At 65.9% G+C, this 18,266-nt stretch carries 19 protein-coding genes; 1 reads left to right on the top strand and 18 read right to left on the bottom strand.

Annotated features, from left to right (window positions below):
• The first annotated feature begins 84 nt into the window (after positions 1 to 84).
• Entirely contained in the window at positions 85 to 2,127 is a 2,043-nt protein-coding gene (gene fusA / locus VFC51_06245; GenBank protein HZT06613.1) for an elongation factor G, read from the top strand.
• Between the two features lie 42 nt (positions 2,128 to 2,169).
• Here fusA and VFC51_06240 read toward each other — a convergent pair whose 3' ends face one another.
• The 18 genes from VFC51_06240 to hslV all read right to left on the bottom strand — a co-directional run bounded on the left by VFC51_06240 (position 2,170) and on the right by hslV (position 18,256).
• On the bottom strand, positions 2,170 to 2,376 hold the full coding sequence (locus tag VFC51_06240) for a zinc ribbon domain-containing protein (protein HZT06612.1): 207 nt from the start codon (positions 2,374 to 2,376) through the stop codon (positions 2,170 to 2,172).
• Positions 2,377 to 2,397: 21 nt separating this feature from the next.
• Entirely contained in the window at positions 2,398 to 3,339 is a 942-nt protein-coding gene (locus tag VFC51_06235) for a bifunctional riboflavin kinase/FAD synthetase (protein ID HZT06611.1), read from the bottom strand.
• A gap of 19 nt (positions 3,340 to 3,358) precedes the next feature.
• The gene (gene truB, locus VFC51_06230) at positions 3,359 to 4,333 is read right to left on the bottom strand and encodes a tRNA pseudouridine(55) synthase TruB (GenBank protein ID HZT06610.1); all 975 of its coding nucleotides are present in this window, start codon (positions 4,331 to 4,333) and stop codon (positions 3,359 to 3,361) included.
• 36 nt (positions 4,334 to 4,369) lie between these two features.
• Entirely contained in the window at positions 4,370 to 5,425 is a 1,056-nt protein-coding gene (locus VFC51_06225; protein ID HZT06609.1) for a bifunctional oligoribonuclease/PAP phosphatase NrnA, read from the bottom strand.
• Positions 5,418 to 5,768, bottom strand: a complete 351-nt coding sequence (gene rbfA / locus VFC51_06220) for a 30S ribosome-binding factor RbfA (GenBank protein ID HZT06608.1) — start codon at positions 5,766 to 5,768, stop codon at positions 5,418 to 5,420. The genes VFC51_06225 and rbfA overlap by 8 nt, the downstream gene beginning before the upstream one ends.
• A gap of 38 nt (positions 5,769 to 5,806) precedes the next feature.
• A complete protein-coding gene (infB, locus tag VFC51_06215) occupies positions 5,807 to 7,585 on the bottom strand; it encodes a translation initiation factor IF-2 (protein ID HZT06607.1) in 1,779 nt (592 codons plus the stop codon).
• Positions 7,586 to 7,704: 119 nt separating this feature from the next.
• Positions 7,705 to 8,031, bottom strand: a complete 327-nt coding sequence (locus tag VFC51_06210) for a YlxR family protein (GenBank protein ID HZT06606.1) — start codon at positions 8,029 to 8,031, stop codon at positions 7,705 to 7,707.
• Positions 8,028 to 9,230 (bottom strand): transcription termination factor NusA, encoded by a 1,203-nt coding sequence (nusA, locus tag VFC51_06205; protein ID HZT06605.1) that lies wholly within the window; start codon positions 9,228 to 9,230, stop codon positions 8,028 to 8,030. Before nusA ends, VFC51_06210 begins: the two co-directional genes overlap by 4 nt.
• Before the next feature lie 156 nt (positions 9,231 to 9,386).
• Entirely contained in the window at positions 9,387 to 10,454 is a 1,068-nt protein-coding gene (locus tag VFC51_06200) for a M50 family metallopeptidase (GenBank protein ID HZT06604.1), read from the bottom strand.
• Between the two features lie 72 nt (positions 10,455 to 10,526).
• Complete coding sequence (gene dxr, locus VFC51_06195; GenBank protein ID HZT06603.1) at positions 10,527 to 11,675, bottom strand: 1-deoxy-D-xylulose-5-phosphate reductoisomerase; 1,149 nt, start codon at positions 11,673 to 11,675, stop codon at positions 10,527 to 10,529.
• A complete protein-coding gene (locus tag VFC51_06190; GenBank protein HZT06602.1) occupies positions 11,672 to 12,523 on the bottom strand; it encodes a CDP-archaeol synthase in 852 nt (283 codons plus the stop codon). Before VFC51_06190 ends, dxr begins: the two co-directional genes overlap by 4 nt.
• 70 nt (positions 12,524 to 12,593) lie before the next feature.
• Positions 12,594 to 13,349, bottom strand: coding sequence for an isoprenyl transferase (locus tag VFC51_06185; GenBank protein ID HZT06601.1), 756 nt, complete (start codon positions 13,347 to 13,349; stop codon positions 12,594 to 12,596).
• Positions 13,349 to 13,909, bottom strand: a complete 561-nt coding sequence (gene frr, locus VFC51_06180; protein HZT06600.1) for a ribosome recycling factor — start codon at positions 13,907 to 13,909, stop codon at positions 13,349 to 13,351. The genes VFC51_06185 and frr overlap by 1 nt, the downstream gene beginning before the upstream one ends.
• Before the next feature lie 35 nt (positions 13,910 to 13,944).
• Positions 13,945 to 14,661, bottom strand: coding sequence for a UMP kinase (gene pyrH, locus VFC51_06175; GenBank protein ID HZT06599.1), 717 nt, complete (start codon positions 14,659 to 14,661; stop codon positions 13,945 to 13,947).
• Positions 14,662 to 15,177: a translation elongation factor Ts gene (gene tsf, locus VFC51_06170; GenBank protein HZT06598.1), complete on the bottom strand. Its 516-nt coding sequence runs from the start codon at positions 15,175 to 15,177 to the stop codon at positions 14,662 to 14,664.
• Between the two features lie 38 nt (positions 15,178 to 15,215).
• On the bottom strand, positions 15,216 to 16,064 hold the full coding sequence (rpsB, locus tag VFC51_06165; protein HZT06597.1) for a 30S ribosomal protein S2: 849 nt from the start codon (positions 16,062 to 16,064) through the stop codon (positions 15,216 to 15,218).
• A gap of 116 nt (positions 16,065 to 16,180) precedes the next feature.
• A complete protein-coding gene (gene hslU / locus VFC51_06160; GenBank protein HZT06596.1) occupies positions 16,181 to 17,668 on the bottom strand; it encodes an ATP-dependent protease ATPase subunit HslU in 1,488 nt (495 codons plus the stop codon).
• A gap of 21 nt (positions 17,669 to 17,689) precedes the next feature.
• On the bottom strand, positions 17,690 to 18,256 hold the full coding sequence (hslV, locus tag VFC51_06155; protein HZT06595.1) for an ATP-dependent protease subunit HslV: 567 nt from the start codon (positions 18,254 to 18,256) through the stop codon (positions 17,690 to 17,692).
• Between the last annotated feature and the right edge of the window lie 10 nt (positions 18,257 to 18,266).

Here is an 18,266-nt window from a genome sequence, read left to right as displayed (position 1 = left end):
CTGCTATATTAACCATGCGTGCTGGGATGCGAGCCCTGACGCGCCACCGCGCTCACGGTAATCCGCTTTTTGGGAGAGTAGGTCATGAAGAGCTACACGGCTGATGCAATTCGCAACGTCGGATTGTTCGGCCATGGCGGCGCCGGCAAGACGACGCTCGCAGAGGCGATGCTCTTCCACGCGGGCGCGATCAGTCGGCTCGGACGCGTCGATGACGGCTCCGCCACCACCGACTACGACCCCGACGAAGTGAAGCGCAAGATGTCCATCAGCGCCGCGCTTGCGCCGCTGGAGTGGACCGACACGAAAATCAATGTCATCGACGCTCCCGGCTACGCCGACTTCTTCGGCGAGGTGGTCCAGGCGATGGCCGTCAGCGACACTGCGCTGCTCGTGGTGGACGGCGTTTCCGGTCTCCAGGTCGGCACCGATGCCGCTCGCCGACAGGCCGCCGCCGACGACCGCCCCATCATGGTCTTCGTCAATCGGCTCGATCGCGAGAACGCGAATTTCCATCAGGTGTTCGACCAGCTCCGCGAGCGGTTCGGCACGGGCGTTCTCGCGCTCTCGATCCCCATCGGCGCCGAAAGCGCGTTTCGCGGCGTCGCGGACGTCATTGCAGAGCAGGCCATCCTCGACGAGAAGGGAGCCCCTGCGTCAGTTCCGGATGACGCGGCTGGGGATGTCGCGCGGTATCGCGAGATGTTGATCGAGTCCGCGGCGGAGCTGAACGACGATCTCCTGACAAAGTACCTCGAAGAGGGCGAGCTTTCCACAGACGAGATCCGCTCCGCGATCCGCTCGGGCTTCGCCGATGGACGCGTGGTGCCCGTCCTGGCCGGATCCGCCCTCCAGGTGCGGGGGATCCGGAGCCTTCTCGACGCCATCGTCGCGTTCGCGCCGCCGGCTTCTCAGGCAAAACCGCGAATCGAATCGGGAGATGGAGCCGACGGAGTCGCGGCGCTGGTCTTCAAGACCATTTCCGATCCGTTCATCGGGAGGCTGAGCTTCCTCCGCTCCTATCGTGGTGAGGTGCACTCCGACAGCCACGTCTGGAACTCCGAGCGTCGGAAGGAAGAGCGCATCGGGCAGCTCTTCATGATGCGTGGGAAGCAGCAAGAGCCGATCCCGTCGATCCCCATGGGTGACATCGGGGTGGTGCCGAAGCTGAGCGAGACCCGAACGGGCGACACGCTGACGACAAAGGACCACCCGATCACGCTCGCCCGCATCAAATTCCCGGAACCGGCGTACTCTGCCGCCATCGAACCGAAAACGAAGAATGATCTCGAAAAGCTGAGCCCGTCCCTCGCGCGGATGATCGAGGAAGACCCCACCCTGTCGGTGCATCGCGAGTCCTCCACTGGCGAGATGATTCTGTCCGGTCTCGGCGAATCGCACCTGGAGATCGCCTGCGAGCGGATGCAGCGCAAGTTCGGCGTCAACGTGACACTCTCGACGCCGCGCGTGCCCTACCGCGAGACGATCCGGTCATCGGCGAAAGCGGAGGGCCGGTACGTCCGACAGACGGGTGGCCACGGCCAGTACGGGGTCTGCTGGATCGAGCTGGAGCCGCTCGAGCGGGGCGGAGGGTTTGAGTTTGTAGATCGGATCGTCGGGGGCGTGGTCTCGCAGAGTTATCGGCCAGCGGTCGAGAAGGGCATTCGCGAGGCGATGGAGGAGGGCGTCCTGGCCGGATATCCGGTCGTGGACGTGCGCGCGACCCTCTATGACGGAAAGGAACACCCCGTCGACTCGTCGGAGATGGCATTCAAGATCGCCGGCTCGCTCGCGTTCAAGAAGGCGGCCTCGGAGGCCGGCCTCGAGCTGCTCGAGCCCATCATGGAGCTCGAGATCACCGTCCCCGACGAGTTCACCGGCGACGTCATCGGCGACCTGAACACGAAACGCGCGCAGGTGCACGGGATGAACCCCGAGGGGGGAACGACGACGATCTCGGCGGACGTCCCCCAGGCCGAAATTCTCCGCTACGCGACCGATCTTCGAGCGCTCACCCAGGGACGCGGCACGTACTCGATGCGCTTCTCGCATTATCAGGAGGTGCCGGCCCACGTGGCGCAGCAGCTCGTGGAGAAGCTGAAGGCGGAACACGCCGCTCAGAAGTAGGGCGCAGCCTCGGCCTGCCGGGCCCGATGACTGGCGCGCTCCTCAGGCGCAGCTGCACGCCCCACCGCAGGCGCACCCCCCTGCGCCGATCCCATCGTCCCCGTGCCCGCGACCGGCGATGACGGAGAGGGTGCGCAGCGCCCCTGCGTGGCACTCCGGGCAGACCGCGGGCTCGGCCGAGGCGCTCATCGGCTGGAGCTTCTCGAACTTGGTGTCGCACTGGCGGCAATAGTATTCGTAGACGGGCATCCTACCGCTCCTTGCGCTGTATCACGATCGCTCTGATCGCTCTGCCACGAGTTTGCGCGCCCGGTCCACGTCCCGATCGATCTGCAATCGAAGCTCGTCGATGGACGCGAAGCGCTGAGTCCCCCGAAGCTGTGCAAGAAAGGATACGGCAAGTCGGGCGCCATACAGGTCTCCGGCGAAGTCCAGGATGTGCGTTTCCAGCAGGCGCTCGGCCTCGTCGAAAGTCGGCCGTCCCCCGAGGTTCACGACACCGAACCGCCTCTGGGTGGGCGATGGGTCCGGTCCGTCCGGACTCGAGGTGACGGTGACCATCACGAAATAGACGCCGTCTGCAGGCAGCGCCCGTCCGGGGGGTGGCGAGACGTTGGCCGTCGGAAAGCCGAGCAACCGCCCACGCCGGGCCCCCGGTTCCACGATGCCGGAGATCGTGTATGGGCGCCCCAACAGCCTCTCGGCGAGCCCGACGTCGCCCGACGCGAGGGCTGATCGCACCCACGAGCTGCTGATCGGTCGACCCGCGTGCATCAGAAGCGGCACCGACGTCACGTCAAAGCCCATCGATCTCCCAAGCTCCCGGATCACGGGCACTGTACCGGCGCGGTCGTGCCCGAGGGCGAAATCTTCGCCAACCCAGATCTGGCGCGGCCGACACCGCTGACTCACGTCGCGGAGGAATTGTTCGGCCGTCTCGGACGCCACGGCAGCGTCGAACGGGACAACTTCGACGCACTCGACGCCGAGGTCCCGAAGGAGCGACGAGCGCTCGCCGGGATCGGTCAACGCCTTGGGCGGACGCTCTGGACGGAGAAACGCCTCGGGATCAGGATCGAACGTGATGCAATGCGCTGCCAGGCCGGCGCGACGCGCGGATTCGACCATCCGGCGCACGAGGTCCTGATGGCCTCGATGGACGCCATCGAACACACCAATGGTGAGGGCAACTTCCGGAGTGTCGTGCTCCACGCGCTTACCTGGACCTCATTTAGGACAGATGGTGCGCCGGGCTCCGAACAAAGCTGAGGACGGGCTGCCACTCCTCGCCGTCGCGTTGAACGGCGACGCCCAAGAGGTCGCCCTCGACGGAATAGATCCGGGCTCGGGGCGCGGCGGAGATGGGTCGCTCATCCCGCGCCGTCGGGAGCGGCCTATCGGGTCCGGCCTCGGCGCCCGCCGCGCACCATCGTCGCCCGTAGAGGAAGTCTAACGACCGCGACGATGGCGAGACAACAGCCGGCGTCTCGCGCAGCGCGATGTCCGGTGGCCAAACGAGCGAGAGCCACGCTGCGCCACCGCCGAGCGCTTCGAGCGAAGCGAGATCGGTCGCTTCACCAATCCCGAAGGGCCCGACGCGGAGACGGACGAGCGCTTGCAGGTGCGCGGGGCAGGCCAGCGCCTCGCCAATGTCGCGCGCAAGAGCCCGAATGTAGGTACCCGATCCGCAGTCGACGAGGAGCGAAAGCAGGGGCGGCGACCAGACCGCTACCTGTATTGCGTGAATGACGACCGAGCGCGATGGGAGCCGGGTCTCCAGGCCGCGCCGCGCCGCGCGATACGCGCGCTCCCCCCCGACGTGCACAGCCGAGTACGCCGGTGGGCGCTGATCGATCTGCCCGATGAAGCTCCGCAGCGCCGCGCGAATGTCGGACTCTTCAAGATTCGACGGGTCGCCGACAGCTAGTGGCGCTCCCTCCGCGTCGTCCGTGGTCGTGGACAAGCCGAACAGCACGTCGGCCCAGTACATCTTGCGGTCCCAGGCGGAAGCATCGACGGTCCGCGTCGCGCGTCCCAGCGCGAGGGGCAGAACGCCGGCCGCTGACGGATCGAGCGTTCCGGTATGCCCGACGCGCTGCGCGCCGGTGAGTCGTCGCACGCGAGCCACGACGTCGTGCGACGTCAGCCCAGGCGGTTTCAGGACGTTCAGGTACCCATCGACGTGCGGTGCGGATGGCCTGGCCATGCGGTCGGCAGCCAATCGATTCAAACGCTTGCCGGATCACGGCCGCTGCGCGGACACGGACGGAGGCGGAGCCGACGAAGCGAGCTCCTCGAGAACGCGCGGGATGAGCCGGTCCGCAGCCTGGCGAGGCGGCGCGTCAATTGTGCATCCGGCCGCCCGCTGATGGCCCCCGCCGCCAAAATACCCGGCGATCTTCGTGGCGTCGACCCCGGGAATGGTGCGTATGCTGACCTTGGTGGCACCCGTTTGGGTTTCCTTCAAGACGACGGCGACGCGCGTGTTTTGAGACGCCAGCAGAAAGTTCACCAGCCCTTCGGCGTCCTCGAGGGTTGCCTCGGCGGCAGCCAGCATGTCGCTGGTCACCCAGGTCCAGAGGAACCCCTCGGCTTCCTGAACTTGGGCCATTGCCGCGCCCCAGAGCTTGATGGCGGAGAGCGGGCGCGTGCTGAAGAGCAGCTCAGCGGTGCGGAAGATGGGTGCCCCGGCCGCCGCAAAGCGCGCGCCCAAGCGAAGCGACTCCACCGTGGTGCTCTCGGTCCGGAACCCCTGAGTGTCTCCCACGAGTGCCGTCATCAGGCACGTGGCGCTTGCCGCGTCGAGAGCCAGTCCGCTCGCGTCGAGGACCCTCGTGACGACTTCGGCAGTGGCGGCCGCCGCGGAATCGACATAGTTGACGGTGCCGAACCGCGTGTTGGTGTAGTGGTGATCGAAAACGACGATCGGGCAATCGTGCAGGACGTCACGGTGAAGCTCGTAGAAGGCCGCCATTCGATCAGGGGTCGGCGTGTCCATAACGGCCAGCGCATCGCCGGCGTTGAGCAGGAGGGTGGGCGCCTCGCCAGGACCCAGCCGATCCGGAAACGAAACGATGGACTCGTTGCCCGGGAGCGACGCAGCGAACGACGGACGGCGTCCGACGCAAACGGGCGTTGCGTCCCACCCCTCCCGCCGGAGGATGTTGCACAGGCCGAGCATGCTCCCGAGCGCGTCCGGGTCTGGGTCCGCGTGGGCCGTGATGAAGACCCGCCGCGATCCCGCGAGGGCGCCCTGCAGCGGCGGCCCGAGACTCGCTGTCGACGGGCTCCTACGCACCGTGAATCTCGCGCAGCAGCTCCTGAATCCTGGCGCCCTCGGCGATGGTGCGATCGAGCCGAAAGTCCAGATCAGGCGTCCGACGGAGGTTCAGGCGCGCTGCCAGCTCGCGTCGAAAGAACGACGTCGCGCGGCGAATCTGCGCGACGGTGGCCTCGGCTTCCTTCTCGTCCCCGAGGACGCTCACGTAGATTCGCGCTATGCTCAAGTCGGGCGCCGTTTCAACCCCGGTGATGCTGATCACGCCATGGAGGCGGGGATCGCGGGCTTCGCGGGCGAGCAGGTCCGCCAGCTCATCGCGGATCTGGTCGTTGAGCCGCTGCATGCGGCGGGATGTCGGCATCGCATTTCACCCTTCGGCTTCTCGCTGCGAGGCCGCGATCAGCCGCCGACGGTTTCCTTGGTGAACGCCTGGATGACGTCGCCTTCTTGATAGTCGGCGAAGCCCGCAATGCTGATGCCGCATTCGTACCCGGCCTGGACCTCGCGGACGTCATCTTTGAACCGCCGCAGACTCTCGAGTCTGCCCTCGAGAACGAGCTGGCCGGCCCGGAAGATTCGAACCTGGCTGTTGCGCGGAATCGTGCCCGACGTCACATAGCACCCGGCGGCAGCGCGCGTTCGCCCGATCTTGAACACTTGGCGAACCTCGGCCTCGCCCACGACGACTTCGCGATACTCCGGCTCGAGCATGCCGCTCAGCAGCTTCTCGATGTCTTCGGTCATGTGGTAGATGACGTTGTACGGCCGGATCTGGACCCCCTGCGCATCGGCGGCGCGGCGCGCCCCGGGCTCGACGCGAACGTTAAAGGCGATGATGGGCGCCTTTGACGCGACCGCGAGCATGACGTCGGATTCGGTCACATTTCCGATGTCCGCGTGGATGATCTTGGTCCGCACTTCACGCTGCACGTGTTCCTGCTCGGCGATGCTCTGAATGGCGCCGGTGATGGCCTCCAGCGATCCGCGAACGTCAGCCTTCACGATCAGGTTCAGCTCCTTGAGCGTCCCGGCGCGAATGCCTTCCATGATGGATTCAATCGTGGCCTCTCGCGCGCCCGCCGCCCCCTGGGCCTCGGCGGCTCGTCGCCCAGCCTGACTGAGAGCGCGCGCCGCCCGCTCATCAGCGACGACCTGGAAGCGAGTGCCCGCCTCGGGCACGCCGTCGAGGCCAAGGACCTCGGCGGGCATCGCCGGCTCGGCGTGACGAATGCGCTTGCCTTTGTCGTTGAAGAGCGCTTTGATCCTGCCCGAGTAGCCGCCCACGACGATAACGTCCCCGACGCTGAGCGTGCCGTTCTCCACCAGCACGGTGGCCACCGGACCACGAGCCTTATCGAGCTTCGCTTCGATCACGCTGCCCGTCGCGGTGCGATGGGGGTTGGCCCGATAATTTCCCATTTCAGCGACGAACAGGATCATTTCGAGCAGCGTTTCGATCCCTTCACCGGTGCGCGCCGACACGGGCACCATGACCACGTCGCCGCCGTAGTCTTCGACCACGAGACCGATCTCCGTCAGCTCCTGCTTTACACGCTCGGGATTGGCATCTGGTCGGTCGATCTTGTTGAGCGCGACGATGATGGGGACCCCGGCCGCGCGCGCGTGGTCGGCCGCCTCACGGGTCTGGGGCATCACGCCGTCGTCCGCCGCGATCACCAGGACGGCGATGTCGGTCACCTTGGCGCCGCGGGCGCGCATGGCCGTGAACGCTTCGTGGCCGGGCGTGTCCAGGAAGGTCACGAGCTGGCCTTGCGCCTCGACCTGATACGCGCCGATGTGCTGCGTGATTCCGCCAGCCTCGCCCGCCGTCACTCGCGTCTTTCGGATCGCGTCGAGGAGGCTCGTCTTGCCGTGGTCGACGTGACCCATGACGGTGACCACCGGCGGACGCGGCTGCAGGTCCTCGGGCCGATCGGGCTCCTCTTCGCCGGCAGACCCATCGACCTGGATCGACATCTCGCGTACCTCGAGACCGAGGTCGCCCGCGACGATGGCCGCGGTTTCGTAGTCAATAGTCTGATTGATGCTGGCGATGATGCCGTTCTGAAGCAGCTCTCGAATGACGTTCGATGGCGAAACGCCAATCCGATCGGCAAAGTCCTTCACCGATATCGACGGCGGCAGCTCGACGGGAGCCTTTGGCGCGGCGGGCGCCACCGCCGCGGGTGCTTCACGCTCGGCAGCATTCTGACGCGGACCACCGGAGGGTCGACGCCGCGGGCCGGGCCGACGTGGAGGGCGACCATGCATATCTCCTCCCTACTCTTTCTTCAATATCAGGCCGGCAGCGGGGCTGAGGCATCGGAGAACCCCGTCCCGCCACCGCGCTTGAGGCGAAACCCCTCCCGGACGAACCGGTGAAGCTCGTCGAGATCCGAACTGGATATCGCTGTTTTCAGGACGTGAGCCAGCGATGTCGATCGAAGGGCCGCGGCCCAGCATTCCTGGCGCAGGCAGACGTACGCGCCACGGCCAGACACCTTGCCGGTCGCATCGATTCGGACGTTTCCTTCGCGGGTGCGCACAATCCGCACCATCTCCCGTTTGGGTCGCTGCTCTCGGCAGCCTGCGCACGTCCGAAGCGGCACATGCCGCTGCTTCATTCTCGCTCCGAAGTCGCGTCGACCGCTGCTTCCACCGGGTGCTCTTCGGCGGGCGCTGCCGCGTCGGGCTCCGGGGGTGAGCCGGCGCCTTGACTGGGCCCGCTCGCGTCCGCTTCACTCGTCGCGCCCAAGGTGCCACCCGCCGCCCAGGCTTCGAGCTCGGCGCGCGCCAGGGCCGCGTCAGACTTTATGTCAATTCGCCACCCGGTCAGCCGTGCTGCGAGCCGGGCGTTTTGCCCTTCCCTGCCAATGGCGAGCGAGAGCTGGCGCTCCGGAACGACGACCGTGGCCGTCTTCTCCTGCTCGTCCACGTCGACGCGCTGGACCTGCGCGGGGCTGAGGGCCGACGCGACAAAGGTCGCGGGATCGGGGTCCCAGGGAATTACGTCGATCTTTTCGCCCCCCAGCTCGTTGACGATGTTTTGAATACGGACCCCTCGAAGCCCCACGCATGAGCCAACCGGATCGATCCCCTCCTGATGGGCATGGACGGCGACCTTGGACCGAGCCCCGGGCTCTCGCGCAATCGCCTTGATCTCCACGGTGCCGTTGAAGATCTCCGGGATCTCTTGCTCGAAGAGCCGCTTGATCATCATCTTGTGGGCGCGCGAGACGAGCAGCTGGGGACCCTTGTGCGTCTCGTGCACTTCGACCAGGTACACGCGAAGCCGCTGACCCGAGAAGTAGCGCTCGGTGGGGACCTGCTCCGACGGCGGCATGATCGCTTCCGTCTTCCCGAGCTCCAGCACGACGGTGCGCTGCTCGATGCGCTGGACCACGCCGTGGATGATCTCGCCGACGCGCTCGGAGAACTCGTCGTACACCCGCTTGCGCTCGGCTTCCCGCAGCTTCTGGACGATGTGCTGCTTGGCCGTCTGAGCGGCGATGCGTCCGAACGAGCGGGGTGTCACGTCCTCCCAAACCGTGTCGCCCACCTTCGCCTCCGGCTCGATTCGCCGTGCCCGCTCAACGCTAATCTCGTTCGCATCGGTCGGATCCAGGACGACGGTGCGTTCGGCCAGCACTCGCGGCTCGCCGGTGTCCGGGTCGATCCGGGCGACGACGTTCATGTTCGCGTCGCTGAAGTTCCGCTTGTAGGCGGATACTAAGGCGCTTTCGAGTGCCTCAACGACAATATCTGGCGAAACGCCTTTTTCGTTGGAAAGCATATTGATCGCGGTTAAAAACTCGCCTTTCATCCGCGTTCCCCGTTTTCTCCGTGGCGCCTCGTCGCTTCGAGCGCAACAAAAAAGTGGGGGTGAACCCACTTTCAGCAGTCCCTCAACTGCGAAACATTATATCAAGCTCCCCCAAACGGGGCCAGGATCACGCGGTTCCGCTTAGGCTAAGAAGGGTTAGCGAATGCCCCAATCGATTGGCACCGCTGGCGTCACGAGGTCGTGGAATGAGATCAGGACCATGATGGACACCAGCACCGCCATACCCACGAGGTGGATGAGGCCCTCGCGCTCCGGAGGCACCCGTCGCCCGCGAACGGCCTCCAGCAGGACGAACACGAGGCGGCCGCCGTCGAGAGCCGGTAGCGGCAGCATGTTGGCGACGGCGAGGCCTGCGCTGAATGCGCCCATGATGAGGAGCACCGGGAAGAACCAGCCGCTCGAGAACGCCGCGGACGTAGCCTGGGCGGCGACCTGCGTCATCCCGGGAAGTCCGATCGGGCGCACCGCGTCCGGCGAGATCTGGCCACGCACCGCCAGCACCGGCGCCGCGACCGTGTACGCCACGATGCTCACCGATCGCCGAATCCCGAACCCGACCGATTCGATTGGACCGTGCGGCACGGGCTGGGCACGTCCTCGCAATCGGATTCCGATGGGACCCTGGCCCTCCGGCCATTCCGTTCGCGGCGTCACCACGACGCTGACCTCATCGCCCGACCGATTGATGGTCAGATGGATTGGCTGGCCCAATCGCTGGGCTGACTGCTCGCGAAATTGGTCCAGCGAGACCACGGGAGCGTCGTCCAGCCGCTCGATGCGATCGTTCTGCTGAATGCCCGCCGCCTGGGCCGGAGATCCCGGCGACACCTCTGCCACTTCGACTTGCATGTGATCGGAGTCGGGCCAGCCGGATGCGTAGGCGGCGGTAAATACGGCAACCGCGACCAGAAAGTTCATTGCCGACCCGGCAGCCAGCACCAGTGCGCGGATCCGTTTCGGCTGGCTCGCAAAGCTGCCCGGCGCGCTCGGGTCCTCCTCGCCGAGCATCTTGACGTAGGCGCCGAGCGGGATCAGGTTCAGCGTGTAGTCGACGCCGCCGCGCCTGATGGAGAAGAGCCGCGGGGGAAACCCGATGGCGAACTCCTCCACCACCACGCCGCTACGCTTGGCGACGATGAAGTGACCCAACTCGTGCGCGATCATCAGAAACCCGAGAATGGGCACGATGGCGAGATATTCCAAGATAGTCCCTACTCCCGCTGGGCCGCTTTACTGGCGAGGCTCAGCAACGATGGTTCGAATGGCCGCGTTCGATCAGATTTGGAGCGTGCGACAGGTTTCTCGCGCCCACGCGTCGACCGCGAATAGCTCCTCGACTTCGGCGCCATCTTCCTGATAGCGATCGAGGGTCGCCGCCACGAGCGCGGTGATCTGAGTGAACCTTACTTCCCGGCGCAGGAAACGGTCCACCGCGACCTCATTCGCGGCGTTCAAGACCGCTGGATGGAGCCCTCCCGCCGCAGCCGCTGCACGCGCCAGGGCGACGGCAGGGTACCGTCGCTCGTCAACCGGCTCAAAGGTGAGCGCACCCAGCTCGGCGATGGCCAGGCGGGGTAGGTCGAGATCGACGTGGTGCGGATCGAGCAACGCCGCCGCGATGGGGAGTCGCATGTCAGGCACCGCGAGCTGCGCCTTGACCGACCCGTCGGCAAAGACGACGAGCGCGTGCACGATACTCTGCCGGTGAAGAGCCAGCGCGACGCGCGGCGCTGGCACGTTGAACAGCCAGCTCGCCTCGATGATCTCCAGGCCCTTGTTCATCAGGGTCGCCGAATCGATCGTGATCTTCGGACCCATCGACCAGGTCGGGTGGCGGAGCGCCTGCTCCGGTGTGGCCATTTCGAGGTCCTCGGTCGGCGTATCGCGGAAGGCCCCGCCGGAGGACGTGAGGACGAGCTGCGCGACCTCCTCGATGCGCTCCCCCCGCAAGCATTGCCAGATGGCACAGTGTTCCGAATCGATGGGCAGGATCGTTCCCCCGTGCTCGGCGGCTGCGCGCGTCACGATCGCGCCTGCGCTGACGAGCGTTTCCTTGTTGGCGATGGCGACGGTCTTGCCCCGACGAAGGGCGACCAAGCACGCGGGAAGTCCGACCAATCCGGGGGTCGCAAGGACCACGACGTCCGGCTCGGTCACGTCGATCAATTGGGAGAGCGCATCGCTCCCGTGTATGAGCTGGAGATCGGTCCGCTTCTCAACCTCGGCCGGAGCGAACACCGCGACCGCGTCGGGCCCCCATCGCTCCACCTGCCCCTCGAGCACAGGAGACCAGTGCCCGGCCGCGAGGCCAACGACCCGAAAGCGTTCGACTCCCTCGGTGGACCGCCCATGAAGCCGCTCGATGACGTCCAGTGTCTGCGTCCCGACAGAGCCGGTGCTGCCGAGAACGACCACACGCCTCATCGGCTGGCAAATCCGTCGGTGAGCGTGATGTACCAGAACGCAAGAAAGCTCGATACCAGCAGGCCGTCGATGCGATCGAGGAGCCCGCCATGCCCTGGCATGACCCAGCCTGAGTCCTTGGCGCCAAGATGCCGCTTGATGACGGACTCCATGAGATCGCCCAGAACCGCGCCGAGGGCAATGACGAACCCGAGGGCGAACACGCGCAAGCCGAGCTGGCTCCAGACCGCCCCGGCGACCGCGGTAACCACGAGGGAGGCCACGAGTCCCGCGACGGTTCCCTCTCGCGACTTTTGGGGGCTAATGCGCGGGACCAGGCGATTCTTGCCCCATCGACGGCCGATGAGGTAGGCGGCGCTGTCGCACGCCCACGTGGCGCCGAGAATGACGACGAGCCACAGCAAGCCGTCTGGACGCTCCCGGAGGGCAATGCTCGGCGCCAGTAGAACGCCGACGTAGAGGCCAAACGCGAGAGCGAGGGCCCAGCCAATGAGCGGGCGCGTCGCGCCCGGCGCATCCTCTGCGCCCGGGAGCGATTCACCCCTCGGCGCCTCAGACTGCGGCACCCGCTGCCATGCGGGCAAAAGTCCTCCGATAATGGCGAGTCCGAGCAGCCCTGTCCCCATGGCGGGCGCATGAAACGCGGTCGACAGGGGCAGGGCGGACGAGGCCAGAATGGTGACGACCGGGGACGCGGGGACACCCCCCTTCCGCTGCAGCTCGCTCAGCTCCCAACCGGTCCAGCCGGCGACCAAGACAACGAGCGCGGCAAACCAGGGCCCGCCGGCGAATGTCAAGAGCACAACGATCGGGGCAGCAACCAGCGCAGTGGCGAGCCGGATGAGCAAGCCGCTGGCCGTCCGAGCGCCCCCTACTGGGATGGCTGGCGGTCTCGCCAGACCGGCGGGCGGAATGCGGCTACGCGCTGCTTCGTTGGTGTTCGCCCGGGACGGCTCCGAATCGCCGCTGACGGCGACCGAACTCGTCGAGGGCGCTTCGGAATTTTCCGACATCAAAATCCGGCCAGTACACGTCTGTGGCCCAATATTCCGCGTATGCCGCCTGCCAGAGCAGAAAGTTGCTGAGGCGAATTTCACCAGCCGTGCGAATGATCAGATCGGGATCGGGCATCCCGGAGGTGTCGAGATTCGTGGAGATCACTTCCTCCGTGACGTCGGACGGGTCCACGCCCTGTGCCATGATTCGCCGCACGGCGCGAACGATCTCCGACCGGGAGCCGTAGTTGAACGCCACGTTCACGATCAGTCCGGTGTTCATCCGCGTGGTCTCGACCGCGTTTCGGATGCGCTGAGCGAGGGATGGCGGGACGTGTTCCAGGGTGCCCAGGTGACGAATTCGTACTCCCTTCCGGCACAGCTCCTGCGTTTCTCGGTCGATCACCTCACTGAGGATCGAAAAGAGCGCGTCAACCTCGTCGTAGGGCCGCCGCCAGTTCTCTGTGGAGAACGCGTAGAGCGTGAGGATTTTGACGCCAACATCGGCGCACGTCTGGATGATCCCCCGGATGTTCTCGGTGCCGGCCCGGTGCCCGGCCGAGCGCGGGAGGCCACGTTCGGCGGCCCATCGACCGTTGCCGTCCATGATGATCGCCACGTGCTCGGGGACCGCGATACTGGGCTCGACCACCTGCCCGGCCCTCGCGTTGCGCTCCATCAGGGCTCCAGGATCTCCCGCTCTTTGGACTTGAGGATCTCGTCCACCTGGGCGACAGACTGGTCGGTGATCTTCTGCAATCGTTCCTGGCCCCGTTTCAGATCGTCCTCGGAGATGGTCTTCTCCTTCTCCTCGCGCCGGAGGGATTCAACCGCGTCGCGTCGGCAGTTGCGGACGGCGACGCGCGCCTCTTCCGCGCGCCGCTGCACGAGTCGCACCAGCTCTTTGCGACGCTCGTCGTTGAGCTGGGGAATGGAAAGCCGAATGATCGTGCCGTCATTGTTGGGGTTCAGGCCCAGGTCCGATTTCTGGATCGCTTTTTCGATCAGCGGGAGGGCGCTGCGGTCCCACGGTTGAATGGTGATGAGTCGAGCCTCAGGAGCCGAGATGGTCGCGAGCGCGTTGACCGGTGTTGGAGTCCCAAAGTAGTCGACCATGACGCGATCGAGCAGCGCTGGAGACGCGCGACCAGTCCTGATGGTGCTCAGCTCGTGTTTGAGCGCCTCAATGCTCTTGTGCATGCGCTCCTGCGCCGTCTTCTGGATATCATCCACCGACATGCGCGGACGCCTCCCCTACCTCATCCGGGCTTCGCCTACGAAATAAGCGTGCCGACTGCTTCACCGTCCAAGAGCCTTGCGAGATTGTTCGGATTGGTCAGATCGAAGACAATGATGGGCAGACTGTTGTCCATACACAGTGACAGCGCCGTACTGTCCATCACGCCCAGGCCTTGCGACAGTGCGTCAATGTAGCTGAGCCGATCATAGCGCTTTGCGTTCGGATTGCGCAGTGGGTCATCCGTATACACGCCGTCGACCCGGTTCTTCGCCATGAGCAGGACATCGGCGCCGACTTCCAGCGCGCGCAGGGCCGCGGCCGTGTCCGCGGTGAAGAAGGGATTGCCGGTGCCGGCGCCGAAGACCACGACCCTCCCCTTCTCCAGGTGCTGGATCGCCGCCTCGCGAATGTACGACTCCGCCACCTGCGCCATCGTGATGGCGGACTGCACGCGTGTCTCCACGTGCAGGCGTTCCAGGGCTCCTTTGAGGGCGAGGGCGTTGATCACCGTCGCCAGCATTCCCATGTAGTCGGCCGTCGCGCGATCGATCCCGGACAGGGAGGCCTGTTCGCCTCGCCAGATGTTCCCGCCGCCGACGACTACCCCGATCTGCACCCCGCGCTCACGCACGCCGTGTACCTGAGAGGCGACGTAGTTGACCGTCCCCTGATCGATGCCATAGCCGGCATCGCCCTGGAGCGACTGCCCGCTCATTTTGAGCATGACGCGGCGATACCGGGCGCGAGACATCTACGCGCCCAATTCGTACCGTGTGAACCGGCGAATGACGATATTTTCGCCCGTGCGCGCAGCCGTGTCGCGCACCAAATCCGCGACGGTGCGCTTCGGGTCTTTGATGAATGGCTGGCTCAGGAGTGGCAGATCCTCGGTCGAGCCGGCGCTCTCGCCGCCGCCCTCGCCGTCGCCCTCGGCGTCGCCGACAGATGGCGGGTTCGTCGCCGCGATCTGCATCGCGATGTCGTGCGCAAGCGCGCGGAAGTCGGGCGTGCGGGCGACGAAGTCGGTTTCGCAGTTGACTTCGACGATCACGCCGATCTTGCCGCCAGCGTGGATGTACGCGTCCACGATTCCTTCGGTCGCCTCGCGCCCGGCGCGCTTCGCCACCTGGGCGAGTCCTCGCTGGCGCAGCAGCGCCGCAGCTCGATCGAGGTCCCCGTCAGCTTCGACGAGTGCACGCTTGCAGTCCATTACCCCTGCGCCGCTCTTCTCGCGCAGCTCTTTGACCCGGTCGGCGGAAATCTCCACCCGGAGCTCCTTTCTTGGTGGGCTATGTGGTGCGTGAGCTATTCTGCCGGCGCGACTTCGGTCGGCGTCGCCGGCTCCTGCCCGTTTTCAAGGAATGCCGCTTCCGCGGCGGCCGTCACGTCGGCGGCGACCGCGGCCAGCTCTCCCGCCTTCTCTTCGCCCTCGCCTGTCTCTTCCGGCGCGGCCTCGACCATCGCCGCCTCGCGGATTCGCGTGCCCTCGAGCGCGGCGTCCGCGATCCGACTGGTCACCAGGCGAATCGCTCGGATCGCGTCGTCGTTGGACGGGATGGGGTAATCCACAACGGTGGGGTCGCAATTGGTGTCTACCATCGAGACGATGGGGATCTCCAGCCGAAGCGCCTCGGCGATCACGATGTGCTCGCGCTGGGGGTCGACGATGAAGACCGCGTCCGGGAGACGCTTGAGCGCTCGAATCCCCCCCAGGAGCTTATTGAGACGCTCGATCTGATCCTCCAGCCGCGTGGCTTCCTTCTTCGGAAGCCGCTCGAAATCACCGGCCACCTTGCGCTCTTCCAGCTCATCCAACCGCCGGATGCGCATCTGGATCGTTTGGAAATTCGTCAGCATGCCGCCGAGCCAGCGATGGTTCACATAGGGCATACCGGCCCGGGACGCCTCCTCGCGGATCGCGTCCTGCGCTTGCTTCTTGGTGCCCACGAAGAGGATCTTGCCTCCATCCGCGGCGAGGTTCTTGACCCACTCCATCGCCTCGTCCAGCCGACGGACCGTTTGCTGAAGATCGATGATGTGGATTCCGTTGCGCTCCGTAAAGATGAACGGGCGCATCTTCGGGTTCCAGCGTCGCGTCTGATGCCCAAAGTGCACACCGGATTCGAGGAGCATTTTCATCGAGACCGTGGCCATTGCGACTCCCTCCGTTGCTGCCTCCGCTGTCATCAATCTGCGTGGGACCTCGCGGCACGGCCACGGCAGTCCGACAGCGTGCGAATTTGCCTGCGGGCTTGGTCGATTATAGCCTGCTACAGGATGAATCGATTGAGGTCGTCGTTTGCGACGAGCGCGTCGGTACGCTCCTGGACGAAGGCGCGGTCGACGACAATCGTGGATCCGGCCAGGTCCGGCGCGCGAAACGACACATCCTCCAGCACGTGTTCGAGGACCGTTTGCAGGCGGCGAGCGCCAATGTCCTCGATCCGGCGGTTGGCCTCGGCCGCCACCTCGGCCATCTGCTCGATCCCATCCGGGGTGAACTCCAGGCTCACGCCTTCCGTGTCGAGAAGGGCCCGGTACTGGTTGCACAGGGAGTTCTCGGGCTGCACGAGGATCGCCTGGAGGTCGTCTTTGGTGAGCGCGTCCAGCTCGACGCGCAGCGGAAATCGCCCCTGCAATTCTGGAATGAGGTCTGATGGCTTCGCGCGCGTGAAGCTCCCCGCCGCGACGAAGAGGAGATGCCGTGTGCTCACGGGCCCGTAGCGGGTCATCACCACCGAGCCCTCGACGATGGGGAGCAGGTCGCGCTGGACGCCTTCTCCCGACACGTCTGCGCCCGCGTCGTGTGAGCGACCGGCCACCTTGTCCAGCTCATCGATGAATACCATGCCACTCTCCTCGACGCGCTCGAGCGCCTCATCGACGACCGCGTCGAAGTCGATGAGCTTGTTCGCCTCCTCTCGGGCCAGGATGCGCTTCGCGTCGCGAATGCAGACGACGCGCGAGCGCGGCCGGGGGCGCGCCATCATGGGCGGTGGCGGCTCGTGATACAGCTCCGCGCCGTCTGCCGGTCCGTAGTCCCAATACGGATCGTAGGGCTCGACATCGGGGACCACCTCGATCTCGATCATGGCGTCGTCCAGCTTCTCTGAGCGAAGCAGCCGGCCGATGCGCCGTCGGCTGAGGTCGTCCACTTCGACGGTCGCGTCCTCGCCACCCGACGCGGCCGCCTGGGCCGAGCGCACCGCCTGAGGAATACGCACCGGAGCCCTCCCGCTCGAGCTGCGCAGGGATCCGGCTTGAGCCTGGGCGACGACGTAGTCGACCAGCCGGTCCGTCGCGCGCTGCTCGGCCTTCGCCTGAACATCCTGGAGCCGTCGATCGTGGAGCCGAGCAACGGTGTCCTCCACCAGGTCGTGGATGATCGACTCCACGTCGCGCCCGACGTACCCGACTTCCGTGTACTTCGTGGCCTCGACCTTGATAAACGGGGCCTCCAGCATGGACGCGACGCGGCGGACCATATCCGTCTTGCCCACGCCCGTGGGTCCGATCATCAGGATGTTCTTGGGCATGATGTCGCGACGCCGCTCGTAGGGAAGCTGGCGGCGGCGATGCCGATTGCGGAGGGCAATGGCCAGCGCCCGCTTCGCCGCGCCCTGTCCGACGATGAATCGGTCCAGCTCGGCGACGATCTCGGCCGGTGTCAGGGCATCCATTCGTCGACGGCGTCGCCCGTCACGGCTCGCACGTGTCGGAGAGCTCTTCGAAGCGGCCTGCGAACGCTCGTCGGTCACGCGCGACCTCCAATTGCCAATTCAGGGTGTCGGCACTGCGCCATAGGTGACGGTATCCACGGAGATCTGGTCATTTGTGTAGATGCACATGGCGGCGGCGGTCTCGAGGGCGATCCGCGTGATATCGGGGGCCGGGAGGTTCGTGACCCGAATCAGGGCGCGAGCCGCGGCGTGCGCATATGGGCCGCCAGATCCGATGGCGGCAAGGTCCTCATCCGGCTCGATGACGTCGCCCGTGCCCGAAAGCACCAGGATTCCTTCTCGGCCTGCGACGAGGAGCCAGGCGTCAAGCTCCCGGAGAAAACGATCGCTTCGCCACTCGCGCGCCAGCTCGACGGCCGCGCGGCGGACGCTACCATGGTAATGTTCGAGCTGACGTTCAAATCGTTCGAAGAGAGCGAAGGCGTCGGCCGTTGCACCCGAAAATCCAACGAGCACTTCGTCGTGGAAGATCCTGCGGACCTTCCGCGCGCCGGCCTTCATCACGAGCTCGCCAACGGTCACCTGGCCGTCGGCGCCCATCGCCACCTCACCGTTCCTGCGAACCGCAAGAACCGTGGTGCTCCGTACTTGGTGGTTCGTGCCCACTCACAGCCTC

Source organism: Chloroflexota bacterium (assembly GCA_035652535.1).
Lineage (GTDB): Bacteria > Chloroflexota > UBA6077 > UBA6077 > SHYK01 > DASRDP01.
This window is presented reverse-complemented; position numbering and strand designations above follow the sequence as displayed.

What these genes read in the sequence shown, in the direction of transcription:
- fusA (HZT06613.1), top strand. Translation starts at nt 85, where the DNA reads ATGAAGAGCTACACGGCTGATGCAATTCGCAACGTCGGATTGTTCGGC.
- VFC51_06240 (HZT06612.1), bottom strand. Translation starts at nt 2,376, where the DNA reads ATGCCCGTCTACGAATACTATTGCCGCCAGTGCGACACCAAGTTCGAG.
- truB (HZT06610.1), bottom strand. Translation starts at nt 4,333, where the DNA reads ATGGCCAGGCCATCCGCACCGCACGTCGATGGGTACCTGAACGTCCTG.
- rbfA (HZT06608.1), bottom strand. Translation starts at nt 5,768, where the DNA reads ATGCCGACATCCCGCCGCATGCAGCGGCTCAACGACCAGATCCGCGAT.
- VFC51_06210 (HZT06606.1), bottom strand. Translation starts at nt 8,031, where the DNA reads ATGAAGCAGCGGCATGTGCCGCTTCGGACGTGCGCAGGCTGCCGAGAG.
- nusA (HZT06605.1), bottom strand. Translation starts at nt 9,230, where the DNA reads ATGAAAGGCGAGTTTTTAACCGCGATCAATATGCTTTCCAACGAAAAA.
- dxr (HZT06603.1), bottom strand. Translation starts at nt 11,675, where the DNA reads ATGAGGCGTGTGGTCGTTCTCGGCAGCACCGGCTCTGTCGGGACGCAG.
- VFC51_06185 (HZT06601.1), bottom strand. Translation starts at nt 13,349, where the DNA reads ATGGAGCGCAACGCGAGGGCCGGGCAGGTGGTCGAGCCCAGTATCGCG.
- frr (HZT06600.1), bottom strand. Translation starts at nt 13,909, where the DNA reads ATGTCGGTGGATGATATCCAGAAGACGGCGCAGGAGCGCATGCACAAG.
- pyrH (HZT06599.1), bottom strand. Translation starts at nt 14,661, where the DNA reads ATGTCTCGCGCCCGGTATCGCCGCGTCATGCTCAAAATGAGCGGGCAG.
- rpsB (HZT06597.1), bottom strand. Translation starts at nt 16,064, where the DNA reads ATGGCCACGGTCTCGATGAAAATGCTCCTCGAATCCGGTGTGCACTTT.